We start from the raw sequence: 17,060 nt of genomic DNA, 5'->3' as shown, positions 1-17,060 counted from the left end.
GGCCCCAAGGCGCCGGCCCGGCGGCGCGTCGTCGCCGGCCCCGTCGCTCACCGCTGGGGGTCGTCCTTCAGCCGCGCATAGAGAAGGTGGTCCTGCCAGAGACCGTTGATGCAAAGGTATTGCCGTGCATAGCCCTCGCGGGAAAACCCGCAGCCCTCGAGCAGCCCCATCGACGCCGTGTTGGTCGGAATGCAGGCCGCCTCCAGCCGATGCAGCCGCAGCGCCGTGAACGCATAGGGGATGAGGGCCCGCACGGCCGCCGCCATGAAGCCGCGGCGCGCGAAGGGCGCCCCCATCCAGTAGCCGATGCTGCCGGCCTGGGCGACGCCGCGCCGCACATTGGCGAGCGTCAGCCCGCCGACCAGCACCCGGTCGGGGCTGCGGAAGATGAAATAGGCGTAGGACTGGTCGGCGCGCTGGTCCTCGGCATAGCGCTTCAGGCGCCGCCGGAACGCGCCGCGCGTGAGGTCGTCCATCGGCCAGGTCGGCTCCCATGGCGTCAGGAACTCGCGACTCTGCTCGCGCAGCGTCGCCCACTCGTCGAAATCGGTCGTCAGGGGCGGCCGCAGCACCACCCCCTTGCCCTCGATCGTCCCTGCCGTTTCGGCGAGACTGACGGTGCGGAAGAACGCCATGGTCCGGTCGCGAATCGCGCGGGCGGTCCGGCTGCGCCGGCCCGGTCACGCCGCCTTCAAGGCGAGACTTTCGGCGATTGCAGCCGCCGATTCAAGTCCGCCGGGACCGAGCGCGGCGACGGCCGGCCGCGAGCGCCCCATCAGGGCCCGTCCGGCCGCGCGGGCACTCTCCACCGTGACGGCGTCGACGCGGGCGACGATCTCGTCGATCGGCATCACCCGGCCGTGGATGATCATCTGGCGGGCGAGCTGCTCGGCGCGTGCCCCGGAGCTCTCCAGCGCCATCAGCAGGCCGGTCTTCATCTGCGCCTTGGCGCGATTGACCTCGGCCTCGGTCAGCTGCTCGGCCGCGGCCTCCATCTCGTCGACCACCACCCGCATCAGCTCCTCCGCGTCGGACGCATCGGTGCCGGCATAGAGCCCGAACAGGCCCGTGTCGGCATAGGGCGAGTGGAAGCAGTAGATCGAGTAGCACAGGCCGCGGGTCTCGCGGACCTCCTGGAACAGCCGCGACGACATTCCGCCGCCCAGCACGTTGGTGAACACCTGCAGGCTGTAGAGCGTGGGGTCGCGCTGCGGCACGCCTTCCAGCGCCAGCGCCAGATGCGCCTGCTCGAGGTCGCGGCCCTCGACATGGACGCCGCCGTGGAAATGGGCCGGCTCCGGCCGTCCCGGGGCCGGCCCCGTGAAGCTGCCGAACAGCCGCTCGGCGTCGTGCAGCACGGCGGCGTGGTCGACGGCGCCGGCCGCCGCCACCACGGTGCCGGGACCGCGGTAATTGCGCCCGAGATAGTCGCGCAGCATCGGCGCGTCGACGGCCCGCACGGTCGCCGGCGTGCCGAGGATCGAGCGGCCGACCGGCTGATTCGCGTAGGCGGTCGCCTGCAGGAAGTCGAACACCAGGTCGTCCGGCGTGTCCTCGAGGGCGCCGATCTCCTGGATGATGACGTTCTTCTCGCGGGCGATCTCGTCGTCGTCGAAGCGCGGGTTCGACAGGATGTCGGCCAGCACCTCGAGGGCGAGCGGCACGTCCTGGCGCAGCATACGGGCATAATAGGCCGTCACCTCGACGCCGGTCGCCGCGTTGAGGTCGCCGCCGACCGCCTCGATCTCCTCGGCGATCTGGCGGGCGGTCCGCGTCTTCGTCCCCTTGAAGGCCATGTGCTCGAGAAAGTGCGAGATGCCGTGCTCGTCGGACCGCTCGTGCCGGCTGCCGCAGTTCACCCAGACGCCGAGCGAGGCGGTCTCGAGATGCGGCATGTCGTCGGTGACGACGACCAGCCCGGACGGAAGACGCGACACCTCGACAGTCATGCGGCTGCTCCTGCGCCGTCACGGGCGGCGCGGCTGTGGGTTTTGATGTAGCTGGCGACGGCCGCCTGGTCGGCGGGCAGCACGGTGGCGTGCTCGGGGCGGGTGGCGAGATCGCCGAGCCAGTCGGGCAATGCCGGACGGATGCCGCAGGCGGCCTCCACGGCGTCGGGAAACTTGGCCGGATGCGCCGTCGACAGCACCACCATGGGCACCGAGGGGTCGCGCGGCTCCTTCTCGGCGACCGCCATGGCGACCGCCGTGTGGGGATCGAGCAGATAGCCGGCCTCGCGCCGGACCGTGCGAATCACGGCGGCGACGTCCTCCTCGCTGGCACGGTCGGCCGAGAACAGCGTGCGCATCGCCCCGAGCGCGCGGGCCGACACCGAGAAGCTCTGGGCCTTCGCCAGCGCCGCCATGGCTGTGCGCACCGGCTTGGGGTCGCGCTCGCCGGCCTCGAACAGCAGCCGCTCGAAGTTCGACGACACCTGGATGTCCATCGAGGGCGAGGTGGTCGGAACGACATCACGCACCTGGTACGTGCCGGTGGCGAGCGTGCGGGCCAGGATGTCGTTGACGTTGGTGGCGACCAGCAGACGGTCGACCGGCAGACCCATGCGGGCCGCCACATAGCCCGAGAACACGTCGCCGAAATTGCCGGTCGGCACCGCGAAGGCGACTTTTCGATGCGGCGCCCCGAGCGCCGCGGCGGCGGCGAAATAGTAGACCACCTGCACGACCAGGCGGGCGAAATTGATCGAGTTGACGCCGGAGAGCCGGACGCCGTCGCGGAACGGATGGTCGTTGAACAGGCCCTTCACGATCGCCTGGCAGTCGTCGAACGTGCCCTCGACGGCGAGCGCATGGACGTTGTCGCAGGCCGCCGTCGTCATCATCCGGCGCTGGACGTCGGAGATGCGCCCTTGCGGGAACAGCACGAACAGATCCGCCTGGGCGGAGCCACGGAACGCCTCGACGGCGGCGCCGCCGGTGTCGCCGGAGGTCGCCACCACGATGGTGGCGCGCTCGCCGCGTGCCGCCAGCGCATGGTCCATCAGGCGCGACAGGACCTGCATGGCGAGGTCCTTGAAGGCCAGCGTCGGCCCGTGAAACAGCTCGAGCACGAAGGTGCTGGGAGAGACCTGGACGAGCGGCACCACGGCGGGGTGGCGGAACGTGTCGTAGGCCTCGCGAGCCATCCGCTCGAGCTCGCCGATCGCCAAGCTGTCGGCCGCAAAGGGCCGCACCACGTCGGCGGCGACCTCCGCATAGGGGCGGCCGGCATAGCCCGCGATGGTCGCGGCGTCGACCTGCGGCCATGTCTCCGGAACGTACAGGCCACCGTCGCGGGCGAGGCCGGCGAGTGTGACATCCATGAAGCCGAGCGGCGGGGCCTCGCCGCGGGTGGAAATGTAGCGCACGCGTCCTCTCGTTGCCTTGCCGTCTCGTCGCCTGTGGTGCCGCCGGCGTCCGGACTCTGGTTGTCTCGCGGGCCCGGCACCGCATCGCGCCGACCGCTCCCAGGCCGCCGGCAGGGGCGCCGACTGGTCTGTCAAACCTCTGGAATTCCTGACATTCCGGATGGGTGCCGGGCCGGGAGACCGGCGTTCGGCACACTAATCGCAACCATCGACCGGCACAAGGAAACGATCGGCCGGCCGCATGGCGGCGACCGAATCCGGTTAAGATGGCGCATGGCTTCCACCCCCCGCGTGTTCACGATCCCGGCCGCCGTGCCGTTCTTGCCGGTCCTGGCCGATGCCCTGCTGGACGGCCGGCTGGTGCCCGGCTTCTCGGGCCGGGACGATCCGCTGGCGCTAGCCTCCGCCACCCTCTATCTGCCGACGCGGCGCGCCTGCCGGATCGCCCGCGATGCGCTGTTCGAGGCGCTCGGGCGCGGCGCCGCCGTGCTGCCCCGTATCGTCGCGCTCGGCGACATCGACGAGGACGAGATCGCGTTTTCTGCAGCAATCAGCGGCGCCACCGAGGGCGGACTGCCGGAGGCGCTCGACCTGCCGCTCGCTTTGTCGAGCCTGTCGCGACGGCTGCTGCTGGCCCGCCTGGTGCTCGCCTGGGCCCGGACCCTGCGCCCGCGAAAACCCGAGGATCCGCCCGTCGTGGTCGACACCCCGGCGGCGGCACTCGCCATGGCCGACCAGCTCGCCCGGCTGATGGACGACATGACCACCCGGGCGGTGTCGTGGACGGCCCTCGACACCCTGGTGCCGGCCGAGCACGACGAGTACTGGGGCCTGACCCTGAGATTCCTGGAGATCGCCCGGGACATCTGGCCGAAAATCCTCGCCGAGCGAAACACCATCGAGCCGGCGGCGCGGCGCGACCGGCTGATCGCCGCCGAGGCGGCCCGCATCGCGGCCCGCGCCGAGGGCCCCGTGATCGTCGCCGGCTCCACCGGCTCGATGCCGGCCACCGCCCGCTTCATCGCCACGGTGGCGCGGCTGCCGCACGGCGCCGTGGTACTGCCCGGCCTCGACACGATGCTCGACCCGGAGTCCTGGGCCGCCATCGCCGGCACTGCGGACGGCTCGGGGCTCGCCCCCGAGCCCGAATGCGGCCACCCCCAGTTCGCCCTGCACGGCCTGCTCGCCACCATGGGGATCGAGCGCGGCGACGTCGTCGCGCTCGGCACACCGCCCGCCCACGACCGCGCCGTGCTGCTGTCCGAGGCGCTGCGGCCGGCCCCGACCACGCATCTGTGGCAGCAGCGGCTCGCCGCACCCGCCTTCACGACAGCAGTCGCCGGCGGCCTGCCCGGCCTCGCCGTGATCGAGGCGGCCAACGCCGAGGAGGAGGCGCTGGCCATCGCCGTGGTCTTGCGCGAGGCGCTGGAGGTGCCGGGGCGCACCGCGGCGCTCGCCACGCCCGACCGGGCGCTCGCCCGCCGGGTGGCGGCGGCGCTCGGGCGCTGGCAGGTCGCGGTCTCCGACACCGGCGGCATGCCGCTCGCCGACGCACCGGCCGGCGTGTTCGCCAGGCTGGCGGCCGAGACGGCGCTGTCCGGCGTCGCCCCGGTGCCGCTGCTGGCGCTCCTCAAGCACCCGCTCGCCCGCCTCGGCCAAACGGAAGCCGGCCACGCCCGCGCCGTGGTCGCGCTGGAGCGGGCCGTGCTGCGCGGGCCGCGGCCGCGTCCCGGCGCGGCCGGCCTCGCCCGGGCCCTCGCCACGCTGCGGGCGGAGCTGACGACGCTGCGCGCAGGCGAATCGTCGGCGATCCACCCGGCCGACCCGCGCGCCCGGCTGCACCCCGATGACATCGACGCCGCCGAGGCGTTGGTGCGCCGGCTCGCCGCCGCGCTGGCGCCGCTGGAAGGTCTCGACGCGAAGACGCCGCATCCGCTGCGCGGGCTCGCCGAAGCGCTCCGGCGCGTCGTCGCCGCGCTCGGCGACGACGGCACCGGCGAGGTCGCCGCGCTGGTCGGACCCGACGGCGGTGCCCTCGACGACACCTTCGAATCGCTCCTGGGCGAGGAGATCGCCCAAGACTTCCAGGTCGCCACCGAGGACTTTTCGGAGCTGTTCCGCGCCACCATCGCCGACCGCGTCGTGCGGCCGCCGCCGGTGCCGGGCAGCCGCCTGCACATCCTCGGCCTGCTCGAGGCCCGCCTCGTCACGGTCGATCGGCTGGTGCTGGGCGGGCTCGCCGAGGGCATCTGGCCGCCGGCGCCGGTGAGCGACCCGTGGCTCAGCCGCGGCATGCGCCACACGCTCGGCCTCGATCTGCCGGAACGACGCATCGGCCTGTCGGCGCACGACTTCGCCCAGCTCGCCGGCAGCGCGGCCGAGGTGGTGCTGACCCGCCCGGCAAAGGTCGGCGGCGCGCCGGTGTCGGCCTCGCGCTTCCTGCAGCGGCTCGCCGCAGTCTCCGGCGGATCATGGAAGGAGGCGCTGAAGCGTGGCGAAACCTATCTCGCGCTGGCGCGAAAACTCGACCGGCCGGACGGCCCGCCGCAGCGCGTGCCGCGCCCGGAGCCGAAGCCGCCGCGCGCCGTGCGGCCGACCACGCTGTCGGTCACCGAGATCGAGCACTGGCTGCGCGATCCCTACACGATCTACGCCAAGCACATTTTGAAGCTTTCGCCGCTCGACCCGGTGGATCTGCCGCCCGGCGCCAAGGACCGCGGCATCGCCATCCATGCCGCCATCGGGACGTTCTCGGCGACCTATGCCGACGCCCTTCCCGACGATCCGCTCGCCGCGCTGCTGGCGATCGGACGAAAGGAATTTTCGGCGCTCGACGACACCCCGGAGGCGCGCGCCTTCTGGTGGCCGCGCTTCGAGGACATCGCCCGCTGGTTCGTCCGCTTCGAGCGCGAGCGCCGCGCCGCCGCGGCCGGCCTCTCGGCGGAGATCCGCGGCGAGCTGACGATCCCGCTCGGCGAGCGCGCCTTCCGGCTGACGGCGCGGGCCGATCGCATCGAGCGGCTCGCCGACGGCCGCTTCGCCATCCTCGACTTCAAGACCGGCGCGCCGCCGTCGAGCAAGCAGGTGCGGCTCGGCCTGTCGCCCCAGTTGACGCTGGAAGGCGCGATTCTGCGCGCCGGCGGCTTTCCCGGCATCTCGGCCGGCGGCTCGCTGTCGGAGATCGCCCATGTGCGGCTCACCGGCGGCGAGCCGGCCGGCGAGCTCTGCCCGATCGACTTCGACACCCAGACGCCCGACGCCGCCGCCGACCACGCGCTCGCGAAGCTGACGGCGCTGGTGAAAAAATTCGACGACGAGGCGACCCCCTACCGCTCGCTGGTGCTCTCCATGTGGAAGACCCGCTACGGCACCTATGACGACCTCGCCCGCGTCAAGGAGTGGTCTGCGGGAGAAGGGGGCGGGGAGTGAGCATGAACTCAGTCTTTCTAATGAGCCGAGGCGCACTTTCTTCACCTCCCCCTGAAGGGGTAAGGTCGGTCCGCGTAGCGGACCGGGAGGGGGTGGTCGGCGAAGCCGAGGTTGCGACTTCACCCCACCCCGGTCGTCCGCTGCGGGGACGCCCGACCCTCCCCCTCCAGGGGAGGGTGAAGACGCGCGAGGCCTTCTCATGAGCCGCGTGCGAACCATCCCGGACGCCGTCACGATCGTGCAGACGGAGGCGGCGGACCCGAAGGTCTCGGCGTTCGTGTCGGCCAATGCCGGCTCGGGAAAAACTCACGTCCTGGCGCAGCGGGTGATCAGATTGCTGCTCGCCGGCGTCGATCCGGCCAAGATTCTCTGCATCACCTTCACCAAGGCGGCGGCCGCCAACATGGCGGAGCGGGTGTTCGGCCAGCTCGCCGGCTGGATTTCTCTGGACGACGCGGCACTCGACGCCAAGCTCCGCGCGCTCGGCGTCAAGACCATCTCGCCGAAGGAGCGCGAACAGGCGCGAAAGCTGTTCGCCGCGGCGCTCGATACGCCGGGCGGCCTCAAGGTCGAGACCATCCACGCCTTCTGCACGCGGCTGCTGCAGCGATTTCCGTTCGAGGCCGCCGTGCCGGCGCATTTTTCGGTGCTGGACGAGCGGGCGACCGACGAGCTGTTGGACCGCGCGACGCTCGGCGTTCTGCTGGACGCGACGACGGCACGCGAAACCGCGCTCGGCCGGGCGCTGAGCAATGCGCTTGCAGCGGCGGCCGACCAGACGCTGCGCGACCTGGTGCGCGAGGCGGTGTTCCGCCGCCATGCGCTGACCGGCTGGATCGAGTCCGCCGGCGGGCTCGATCAGGCCATCTCCGCGCTCTCGGCCGCGCTCGGCGTCGCGCCGGGCGAGACGCTCGCCGACATCGACAGAGCGATCGTCGAGGGACCGCTGTTGCCGTCGTCCGAATGGGCTGCGGTCGCTGCGGTATGCAACGGCGGCTCCAGCAACGACCAGAAGCAGGGCGCACGACTCTCGACCGCAGCGGCCGCCGCCGGGCCGGAGAGGCTGGAGGCCTATCTCGACGTGTTCCTGACCGGCAAGCGCGAGCCGCGCAAGGCGGTGGTCACCTCCACGCTCGCCAAGAAGCACCCCGGGCTCGCCGAGCGACTGATGCTGGAGCGCGACCGCGTCGTCGCGCTGGTCGCACGCCGCGCCGCCGCCATGTGCCGCGACCGCACTGCGGCGCTGGTCACCATCGCGACCGCCGTGATCGCCCGCTACGGCATCGAGAAGAACCGCCGCGGCCTCTTGGACTACGACGACCTGATCGACAAGACGCTCGCCCTGCTCGGCCACACGGCGCCCGGCTGGGTGCACTACAAGCTCGACCGCGCCATCGACCACGTGCTGATCGACGAGGCGCAGGACACCAGCCCGAAGCAGTGGGAGATCATCCGCCTGCTGGTCGCCGAGTTCACGGCCGGGGCCGGCGCGCGAGCGACCAGACGCAGCATCTTCGCGGTCGGCGACGAGAAGCAGTCGATCTTCTCGTTCCAGGGCGCCGTGCCGAAGGAATTCGCCCGCATGCGCCGCCACTTCGAGACGGCCCACAAGGCGAGCGGCCTGACCTTTCTCAGGCGCGACTTCAAGTTCTCGTTCCGCTCCGGCGCCAACATTCTGGGTGCCGTCGACGCCGTGTTCGAGACCCGCGAGATGTTTTCGAGCGTGACCTCGGACGAGGCCGGCGTGCCGCCGCACGAGCCGCTGCCCGACGCTGCGCCCGGCGTCGTCGAGCTTTGGCCGCTCACCCCGGCCGAGCCGCGGCCCGAGCAGGAGGGCTGGGACGCGCCCTTCGACGCCACCGTCGAGACCAGCCCGCAGGTGCGCCTCGCCAAACGCATCGCCGAGACGATCCGCGACGCCATCGCGCGGCGCGAGCCGGCCGGCCACGAGAACCGGCCGCTGCGCGCCGGCGACGTGCTGGTGCTGGTGCGCCAGCGCGGCGCCATGTTCCAGGCGGTGATCCGCGCCCTGGAAGAGGCCGGCGTGCCGGTCGCCGGCGCCGACCGGCTGGCGCTGACCGAGCATGTGGCGGTCGTCGACCTGATGGCGCTCGCCGACGCGATCCTGCTGCCGACCGACGATCTGGCGCTCGCCATCGCGCTGAAGAGCCCGCTGTTCGGCTTCGACGACGAGCTGTTGTTTCAGCTCGCGCGCGGCCGCGGAGGCTCGCTCCACGCCGCACTCCAAACAGCCGCCGAGGAAAGCCCGGCCTTCGCGGTCGCGGCGGCGTGCTTCGCCCGCTGCGCCGAGGCGGCGCGCCGGCACGGCCCGTTCGACTTCTTCTCCTGGCTGCTCGGCGCCGAGGGCGGGCGCGCCCGCGTCCTCGCCCGTCTCGGCAGCGAGGCGAACGACGCGCTCGACGAGTTCTTGGCGCTGGCGCTCGACTATGAGCGGCGCGAGACGCCTTCGCTGCAGGGCTTTGTCGCCTGGCTGCGCGCCGCCGAGAGCGAGATCAAGCGTGACATGGAGATCACCCGCGACGAGGTGCGGGTGATGACGGTGCATGGCGCCAAGGGTCTGGAGGCGCCGCTCGTCTTTCTGGCCGACACCACCCAGCCGCCCGCCGGCCCGCGGCCGCCGCGCCTGCTGACGCTGGCGCCCGACGGGGCGCCGCCCGACACGCCGGGCGCCATCGTCTGGGCCGGCCGCAAGGAGGCCGATCCGGCTGTCGTCGCCCGCGCCCGCGCCGCCGCCGCCAAGGAGGCCGAGGACGAGTACCGCCGGCTCCTCTACGTGGCGATGACGCGTGCCGCCTATCGGCTGATCGTCTGCGGCTGCGCCGGTGTGCGAAAGCCGCCCGAGGGCTGCTGGCACGACCTGATCAGGACGCAGCTCGCCGGCAAGCCGGGCGTCACCGAGGAGACGATCGAGGGCCACGACGCACCCGTGCACGTCTACCGCAAGATTTTGGGGCAGCCGCTTCCGGCACCCGAGCCGCCGGAACCGGCGACCGCCGAGCCGGCCGAGCCCGGCTGGCTGCGCGCGCCCGTTGTGGCGACGCCGCTCTCGCTCGCGCCGGTATCGCCGTCCCGGGTGCTCGACTCCGTCGCGCCCGCCCGCCCGCGCTCCGCCGACACGGAGCTCGTGCGGAAAGCCGCACGGCTGCGCGGAACGCTGGCGCATCGCCTGCTGCAGTCGCTGCCCGATCTGCCGCGCGAGGCCCGTGCCGCGGCGGCCGACGCCCTGCTGGCGCGCAACGCCACCGAGCTCGACGCGGCCGAGCGGGCACGGCTGCTCGCCCAGGCGCTGGCGATCCTCGACGACACGCGCTTCGCCGCGCTGTTCGGCCCCGGCAGCCGCGCCGAGGTGCCGATCGTCGGCCGCCTGATGCGACGCGAAGGGCCGCCCCTCCTCGTCTCCGGCCAGATCGATCGCCTCGCCGTGACGGACGATGCCGTGCTGATCGCCGACTTCAAGACGAATCGCCCGGCCCCGCGCCGGCTGGCCGACGCCCCGCCGGCCTATGTGGCCCAGCTCGCCCTCTACGGCGCCGTGCTGGCCTCGCTCTACCCCGGCAAGCCGGTCCGGGCCGCCCTGGTATGGACCGACACGCCTGATCTGATGGACGTTTCGGCGGAGAGCCGCGACGTCGTGCTGGCCCGTCTCGGGGTCGCGGCAGTGGCGCCTTGACGCATCCCGGGCGCGTTCATACGTTCAGGCCCGACAATCAAACGCGAACGAGGTATGGCATGGGCGTGACCAAGGTATCCGACCAGGACTTCGAGGCCGAGGTTCTGAAGTCGGACAAGCCGGTCGTGGTGGACTTCTGGGCCGAGTGGTGCGGCCCGTGCCGCATGATCGCGCCCGCCCTCGAGGAGATCGCCGGCACGCTCGCCGGCAAGGTGAAGATCGTCAAGCTGAACGTCGACGAGAACCCCAAGGTCGCGGCGCAGTACAACATCATGTCGATCCCGACCCTGATGCTGTTCAAGAACGGCGAGCTGTCGTCGCGCCAGGTCGGCGCCGCCCCCAAGCAGAAGCTCGAGCAATGGATCACGGCCGCCGTGTGAGCGGCGCGGCCGTCTCCCGGCTCCGTTTCACCTGACGAACCGACGGCCGGCGCTCGCGCCGGCCGTTCGCGTGCCGGGCCCCCTGGGCCGGAGCGGTGGGCGGAACGCTGTTGCAAATCCATCGCCTCGCCTATACTGCGCCCGAGACCCTGGGCCGCGTCCCGGGCGCGGCGTTATCCGACGATGCATTGCAGCACGAAAGACACGAACCATGGCGGTCGACGTGATCGCGGAACGCGACACCGAGGAGCAGATCATCCTGGTCGATGCCGACGACCGGCCGCTCGGTGTCGCCGGCAAGACCGAGGTGCATCGCCGAGGCCTGCCGCATCGCGCCATCTCGGTGCTGGTGCGCAATGCCCACGGCGACATGCTGGTGCAGCGGCGCAATCCGGCGAAGTACCATTCGGGCGGCCTGTGGGCGAACACCTGCTGCAGCCATCCGAGGCCGGGCGAATCGACGCTCGACGCGGCGCTGCGCCGCCTGCCCGAGGAGATGGGCTTCGTCTGCCCGCTGGTGCCGCTGTTCAAGACGCATTACCGCGCGACGCTGTCCAACGGCTTCATCGAGGACGAGCTGGTGCATGCCTTCGGCGGCACCTGGGACGGCGTGGTCGAGCCCGCCCCCGACGAGGTGAGCGAGTTCGCCTGGGTGCCGTTCGACACGCTGTTCGCCGACCAGCAGCAGCATCCCGAAAACTACGCCGTGTGGTTCCGCCACTACCTGAACACGCACCGCGACGAGATCGCCGCCTGGCTCGCCCGGCCGGCGTGACCTGACGACACGACGGCGCGATCCGATCGCGCCGCTCGTCCTCCCGACGCCACGCTGTCGCCCTCCGCGTCCCCTCCCCTGCCGCCACGTCCAAGCACCATCGAGGTCGGCCCCATGCGCACCGAGCTCGTCACAATACCGACCGACACGACGCCGCTCGACGGCGCCTTCCATTGGCCGGACGACCGGCCGATCCGCGGCGCCGTGCTGCTGTTCCACGGCAACACCATGAACTTCTACACCGGCGCGCCGCGCTTCCTGCCGCCCGTGCTGACGCGGCTCGGTCTCGCCTGCCTCGCCTTCAACCGCCGCGGCCACGACATCCTCGCCATCCGCGACAGCCGCGCCGCCGAGGGCGCCGCCTTCCAGCTCACCCACGAGGCGATCGAGGACAACCGCCTCGCCGCCGCGTGGCTTTCGGCCCGCGGCTACGACGCGCCGATCGTCATCGGCCACAGCAATGGCGGCATGCTGTCGGTGCCGCATGTCGTCGCCCACCCGAGAACGCCGTGCCTGGTGCTGCTCTCGGCCCATGCGGGCGGACGCCAGAACGAGCGGGTCGGCCAGATCGGCCTGTTCGCCGGCGACAAATTCGCCGAGATCAAGGCGCAGGCCGAGGCCTTGTGCGCGGCGGGGCGCGGGCGCGAGCTGATCTTTCTGCCGCATTGGTGGTACGTGACCTCGGCCGAGGCGTTCATCGACCGCACCACCCAAATGCCCTTCACGCTCGATCTGGCGCCGCAGATCAAATGCCCGGTGCTCTATGTGCGGGGCGACCAGGAGCCGGCCCAGCACTACCCGGCGGAAGCGTTCCGTGACCGGGCCGGCGGCCCGTGCGACGTCGAGATCGTCCCGAACTGCGACCACTTCTACAAGGGCCGCGAGGATGCGGTGGCACGCCTCGTCGCCGACTGGCTGGCGGCCAAGCTCGGCGTGCCGGCCGGCTGATACGTCACGGCCGGCGATGGACTTCGGGCTCGGTTTCCATCACGGTGCCGGCGGCCGCGATGCCCGCCCGGATCCGCAAGGGCCGGCCGCGCGGGCAGGCCCGTGGAGGCACGGTATGATCACCAGCGGCAATCTTTTCGCCGGATCGCAGGAGCGGCGATCCGAGGAAACCATCGCGACGCTGCTCGCCACCCCGGATCTGCGCATCGAGCGCATCGTCTCGCACGGCCAGGTGAACCCGCCGGGCTTCTGGTACGACCAGGGCTGGGCCGAATGGGTGGTGCTGCTCGCCGGCGCGGCAACGCTGCGGTTCGAGGGCGAGGCGACGCCGCGCGCACTTTTGCCCGGCGATTACGTGCATATTCCACCGCATGCGCGCCATCGCGTCGAGGCGACCGATCCGGAGCGCGCCACCGTGTGGCTCGCGGTCCACCATCGGTGACCTGCAGCTCGTGCGACGACCGGCGGCCGCCCCGCAAAAGCCCGTCATGCGCGGGCGAAGACCCGCGCATCCATCCGACTCGCAAAAAAGAGCTTGTCACAAGATCGATGGATCGCCGGGTCGAGCCCGGCGATGACGCCGAGTGCAATGGCACCGGCCGCCCGTTCTCTGCTCAGAACCAGCGTTCGGAGATCACCACGGTGTCGCCCGGGCGCACCGGCGTCAGCATCGGCCCCTTCAGGCGCACCGGGCCCTGCGGAGTCGGCCGGGTGATCTCGATCTCCCAGCGATAGGCGCGCGGCGTGAAGCCGCCCGCGATGGCGACCGCGGTCTCGGCCGTCATGTGCGCCACGAAGGGATACTGTCCCGGGAACGTCACCTCGCCGAGAATGAAGAACGGCCGATAGGCCTCGACCTCGACGGCGACATGCGGCTCGCGCAGATAACCGTCGCGCAGGCGCGACGCGATGGCACGCGAGAGATCGGCGGTGGTGCGCCCGCGTGCCGGCACGGCGCCGATCAGCGGCAGCGTCAGGCGCCCGGCGGCATCGACCGCATAGGTGTTGGTGAGCCCGTCCTGGCCATAGACCATGACGCGCAGCCGGTCGCCGGAATCGAGCGTGTAGGGCGGATCGGGATCGTCGGCCCTGACGAGCGCCGCGGCGACCGCGGGCGACGGACCGGGAACGGCGCCCGTCACGTCAGCGCCGGGGCCGCCATAGACGACCGCGTCGATCGACGGCGGGGGCGGCGGCGCCGAAGGCGCGAACAGACGGGGCGTGGTCATGCAGCCGGACACGGCCAGCGCGGCGAAGATCACAACGAGGGTACGAACGTGCCGCATGGGAATCCGGACAACCCTTGAACTCTACTGTCCGGATTAACGCCCTATTATCGTTAAAAAAGCCTAAGCGTGTGCGGGCTTTTTGGTGGCGGCCCGCGGCTTTCGCGCGCTGTTGCCGCGATGCGCGATTCCAGTACGGTGCCGCGGCGGGGCAGCAACATGGCGCCATAAAGCGCCGGCCGGGACAGGCCCCATAGGCGCAAAGTCAGTGCTGTGCTGAAGCCCCAGCACTCCGTCATTCCGGGGCGCCGCGCAGCGGCGAGCCCGGAATCCATACACGCAGACCGGGGTTATGGGTTCCGGGCTCGCGGCCTGCCGGCCGCGCCCCGGAACGACCAAGACCGTGAGTCGTCACGTCACTCGTCAAGTTTGCGCCTATGGGGACAGGCCCGGCTGCCGCGACGTGACGAGATGGCGGCGAGACGATGCGGCTCAGCCGGCCGGCACGCCGGCGCCGACCGGACAGCTCACGCCGGTGCCGCCGAGCCCGCAATAGCCGCCGGGATTCTTGGCGAGGTACTGCTGGTGATAGTCCTCGGCGAAATAGAACGGCGGCGCGTCGCGGATCTCGGTCGTGATCTTGCCGTGGCGGCTCGCGTCGAGCGCCGTCTGATAGGCGTCGCGCGACGCCTCGGCGGCGATGCGCTGCGCCGGCGACGTCACATAGATGCCGGAGCGATACTGGGTGCCGACGTCATTGCCCTGGCGCATGCCCTGGGTCGGGTCATGGCTCTCCCAAAACGTCTGCAACAGGCGCTCGTAGGAGATGCGGGCCGGATCGAACACCACGAGCACCACCTCGTTGTGGCCGGTGCGGCCGGAGCACACCTCCTCGTAGGTGGGATTGGGCGTGCCGCCGCCCGCATAGCCGACCGCCGTGACATGGACGCCGTCGCCGAGCTGCCAGAATTTTCGCTCGGCGCCCCAGAAGCAGCCGAGCCCGAACACCGCGGTTTCGAGGCCCTCCGGATACGGTCCCTGCAGGTCCCGTCCGTTGACGAAATGGTGCGGCGCCGTCGGGATCGGCCGCGCGCGGCCCGGCAGCATCTCGTCGGCGGCCGGCATCTCGGCTTTCTTGCGGAACAGGAACATCGCGGTCTCCTCTCGGTCCTATGCCTCGTCGTCGGACGTTTCGACGTCTTGCCGTCGGACCGACATATAGGAGGAGGTTCCAGGCCCGGCACCGGCGCGAAGATCACATCTTGATCAGCGCCCGGCTCGGGCCCTGGGCCGCCACCGGAAATCCTTTCGCGCGCGGGCGGTGCCACACTATGCTGCCGGCGCACGTCCGTGCCGCCCGCCCATTCCAACGAGGCGGGCGCGACAACTTCGGGAGAACGTCGATGCGCGCCCAGACGATCGCCTGCCTGGCGGCAGGTATCACGATGCTTGCGACCAGCACCCTCGCCCAGCAGCCGGCCCCCGCGCCGGCCCCGGCCCCTGCCCCGGCGGCCCCGCCGGCCCAGCCGCCCTCGGGAGGCACGCCCGACCAGATGCCGTTCGACATTCCCTACGGGCTCGCCATCAATCTCGAGCAGGCCAAGCAGGCCGTCGCGGCCGCCTCGGCCGAAGCCCGCAAGGGCGCCCGCACCTGGAAGCTGGCGATCACGGTGGTCGATCCCAACGGCGACCTGGTCTATTTCGAGCGAACCGACGGCACCCAGGTCGCCTCGGTGGGGGTCTCGCAGGGCAAAGCCCGCACGGCGGCGCGGTTCCGCCGCGAAACCCGCATCTTCTACAATGCGATGGAGACCGGGCACCCCTATGTCGCCACGCTCGACCCGACTTTGGTCGCCTCGCCGGGCGGCTTCCCGCTGATCACGGGCGGCAAGATCATCGGCGCGATCGGCTGCAGCGGCGGCACCGGCGACCAGGACGCGGCGGCATGCAAGGCCGGCGCCGAGACCATCAAGTAATACCAGCCTTCACACACTCCGACTCGTCATGCGCGGGCTCGACCCGCGCATCCATCGAAAAGAGCTTCTTTCGAAGCTCGATGGATTGCCGGGTCGAGCCCGGCAATGACGATGAAGGTCGAAGACAGCGACGGCTTGTATAAGGACCCCCGGACAACCCGATGACGGACCGCGGCGGCAACGCCGCGGTCACGACCCGGCGCCCGCCGAAGGCCAAATCAGGGGCGAATCGAACGCCTCAGCGCCGCGCGAAGCCGATCAGCGGCTTCTTCTTGCGCCCGAGCAGCACCAGCACCATGCCGACGACGCCGAGCACCAGCCAGGTCGGCGCGGTGAGCACCGTCAGCATGCCCGGATCCCAGACGGCCGGCGGCAGGTGTCGCTCGATCAGAGGCTGCAGCGCCTGCAGGCTTCCTGCATGGATGTCGTTCCAGGTCTCCCCGAACGGCTTGATCAGCACGACGCCGGCCGCAATCGATTTGGTGCCGTCGTAGATCAGGAAGATGAAGGCGGCGGCCAGAATCCAGAGGCCGAAGAATCGGAAGACGAAGCGGATCATGGGAGCGGCTGCGCTGGCGGGACGATGGACGGAGCATAGCGTGCGTCGCCAGGTTTCGACAGAGGGGCCGTTGACGGCGCGATATCGCCCTTTTATAAGCGTCGCTCACTCGGCGGCGCGTGGGCGTGCCGCAGAAGTTTTTGTGCGCCCCTGCAGAGCGTGGCGCCGAACCGGATAAAACGTCAGATGGCCAATACATCCTCCGCCAAGAAGGCCACCCGCAAGATCGCGCGTCGCACCGAGGTGAACAAGGCGCGGCGGTCGCGCATGCGCACCTTCGTCCGCAAGGTCGAGGACGCGCTTGCGAGCGGCGACAAGGCAGCCGCGACCGAGGCGCTGAAGGCGGCCGAGCCGATGCTGATGCGGGCCGCCCAGAAGGGCGTCGTCCACAAGAGCAGCGCCAGCCGCAAGGTGGCCCGCCTGACCCACGCGGTGAGAAAGCTCGCCTGATCGCGTCGTCGGACCGATACGACAGTTTCGGTGGCCGGGCTCGTCCCGGCCATTTTCGTTTCGGGGACATCGTTTCAGCGACGTCGTTTCAGGGGCCGGTGCTTCGGACCGCGGTCCGGGATGGCGTCTCCTCGAAACCGGAGGAACGAGACGGCGGGCATCGCCCGGTTGCCTCTTTTCGGCCGCCGATGCCTCGCCTCGGCTGGGCGTCGGGTGACCCACCGCTGCCCCGACACCGCACGAAAAACGGTTGACGGCC

The 17,060-nt window shown here is 71.1% G+C and carries 14 protein-coding genes; 8 read left to right on the top strand and 6 right to left on the bottom strand.

The window, feature by feature from the left end; genetic code table 11:
- Window positions 1-47 precede the first annotated feature (47 nt).
- From HXX10_RS16365 to thrC, 3 genes are read right to left on the bottom strand one after another with little or no spacing between them, the layout of a single operon-like run.
- Window positions 48-635, bottom strand: coding sequence for a GNAT family protein (locus tag HXX10_RS16365; protein ID WP_296523833.1), 588 nt, complete (start codon window positions 633-635; stop codon window positions 48-50).
- A 45-nt stretch (window positions 636-680) separates the two neighbouring features.
- Window positions 681-1,949: a pitrilysin family protein gene (locus HXX10_RS16360; RefSeq protein WP_296523832.1), complete on the bottom strand. Its 1,269-nt coding sequence runs from the start codon at window positions 1,947-1,949 to the stop codon at window positions 681-683.
- Window positions 1,946-3,367 (bottom strand): threonine synthase, encoded by a 1,422-nt coding sequence (thrC, locus tag HXX10_RS16355; protein WP_296523831.1) that lies wholly within the window; start codon window positions 3,365-3,367, stop codon window positions 1,946-1,948. The genes HXX10_RS16360 and thrC overlap by 4 nt, the downstream gene beginning before the upstream one ends.
- A 273-nt stretch (window positions 3,368-3,640) precedes the next feature.
- Between thrC and addB the strand changes: the two genes are divergently transcribed.
- From addB to HXX10_RS16325, 6 genes are all read left to right on the top strand, one after another.
- Complete coding sequence (gene addB, locus HXX10_RS16350) at window positions 3,641-6,796, top strand: double-strand break repair protein AddB (RefSeq protein ID WP_296523830.1); 3,156 nt, start codon at window positions 3,641-3,643, stop codon at window positions 6,794-6,796.
- Between the two features lie 199 nt (window positions 6,797-6,995).
- On the top strand, window positions 6,996-10,487 hold the full coding sequence (addA, locus tag HXX10_RS16345) for a double-strand break repair helicase AddA (RefSeq protein WP_296523829.1): 3,492 nt from the start codon (window positions 6,996-6,998) through the stop codon (window positions 10,485-10,487).
- Complete coding sequence (gene trxA / locus HXX10_RS16340) at window positions 10,484-10,867, top strand: thioredoxin (RefSeq protein ID WP_296523828.1); 384 nt, start codon at window positions 10,484-10,486, stop codon at window positions 10,865-10,867. Before addA ends, trxA begins: the two co-directional genes overlap by 4 nt.
- Window positions 10,868-11,078: 211 nt before the next feature.
- Entirely contained in the window at window positions 11,079-11,642 is a 564-nt protein-coding gene (gene idi / locus HXX10_RS16335) for an isopentenyl-diphosphate Delta-isomerase (RefSeq protein ID WP_296523827.1), read from the top strand.
- A gap of 114 nt (window positions 11,643-11,756) precedes the next feature.
- Complete coding sequence (locus HXX10_RS16330; RefSeq protein ID WP_296523826.1) at window positions 11,757-12,590, top strand: alpha/beta hydrolase; 834 nt, start codon at window positions 11,757-11,759, stop codon at window positions 12,588-12,590.
- A gap of 115 nt (window positions 12,591-12,705) precedes the next feature.
- Window positions 12,706-13,032, top strand: coding sequence for a cupin domain-containing protein (locus HXX10_RS16325; RefSeq protein WP_296523825.1), 327 nt, complete (start codon window positions 12,706-12,708; stop codon window positions 13,030-13,032).
- A 172-nt stretch (window positions 13,033-13,204) separates the two neighbouring features.
- Here the strand turns inward: HXX10_RS16325 and HXX10_RS16320 are convergent, their stop codons facing one another.
- Both HXX10_RS16320 and msrA read right to left on the bottom strand, forming a co-directional pair.
- Window positions 13,205-13,876 (bottom strand): polysaccharide biosynthesis/export family protein, encoded by a 672-nt coding sequence (locus HXX10_RS16320; RefSeq protein ID WP_296523824.1) that lies wholly within the window; start codon window positions 13,874-13,876, stop codon window positions 13,205-13,207.
- Window positions 13,877-14,308: 432 nt separating this feature from the next.
- On the bottom strand, window positions 14,309-14,968 hold the full coding sequence (msrA, locus tag HXX10_RS16315; protein ID WP_296523823.1) for a peptide-methionine (S)-S-oxide reductase MsrA: 660 nt from the start codon (window positions 14,966-14,968) through the stop codon (window positions 14,309-14,311).
- A 251-nt stretch (window positions 14,969-15,219) separates the two neighbouring features.
- Between msrA and HXX10_RS16310 the strand changes: the two genes are divergently transcribed.
- Complete coding sequence (locus tag HXX10_RS16310; protein ID WP_296523822.1) at window positions 15,220-15,792, top strand: heme-binding protein; 573 nt, start codon at window positions 15,220-15,222, stop codon at window positions 15,790-15,792.
- 238 nt (window positions 15,793-16,030) lie between these two features.
- Here the strand turns inward: HXX10_RS16310 and HXX10_RS16305 are convergent, their stop codons facing one another.
- Window positions 16,031-16,351, bottom strand: coding sequence for a hypothetical protein (locus HXX10_RS16305; RefSeq protein ID WP_296523821.1), 321 nt, complete (start codon window positions 16,349-16,351; stop codon window positions 16,031-16,033).
- Window positions 16,352-16,537: 186 nt separating this feature from the next.
- Here HXX10_RS16305 and rpsT point away from each other — a divergent pair, with 186 nt between their 5' ends.
- A complete protein-coding gene (rpsT, locus tag HXX10_RS16300) occupies window positions 16,538-16,801 on the top strand; it encodes a 30S ribosomal protein S20 (RefSeq protein ID WP_296523820.1) in 264 nt (87 codons plus the stop codon).
- Window positions 16,802-17,060: the final 259 nt, after the last annotated feature.

Source organism: Rhodoplanes sp., assembly GCF_013377085.1.
Classification (GTDB): domain Bacteria; phylum Pseudomonadota; class Alphaproteobacteria; order Rhizobiales; family Xanthobacteraceae; genus Rhodoplanes.
Note: the sequence above shows the minus strand (reverse complement) of the source record. Positions and strands in the feature narration are given on the sequence as shown.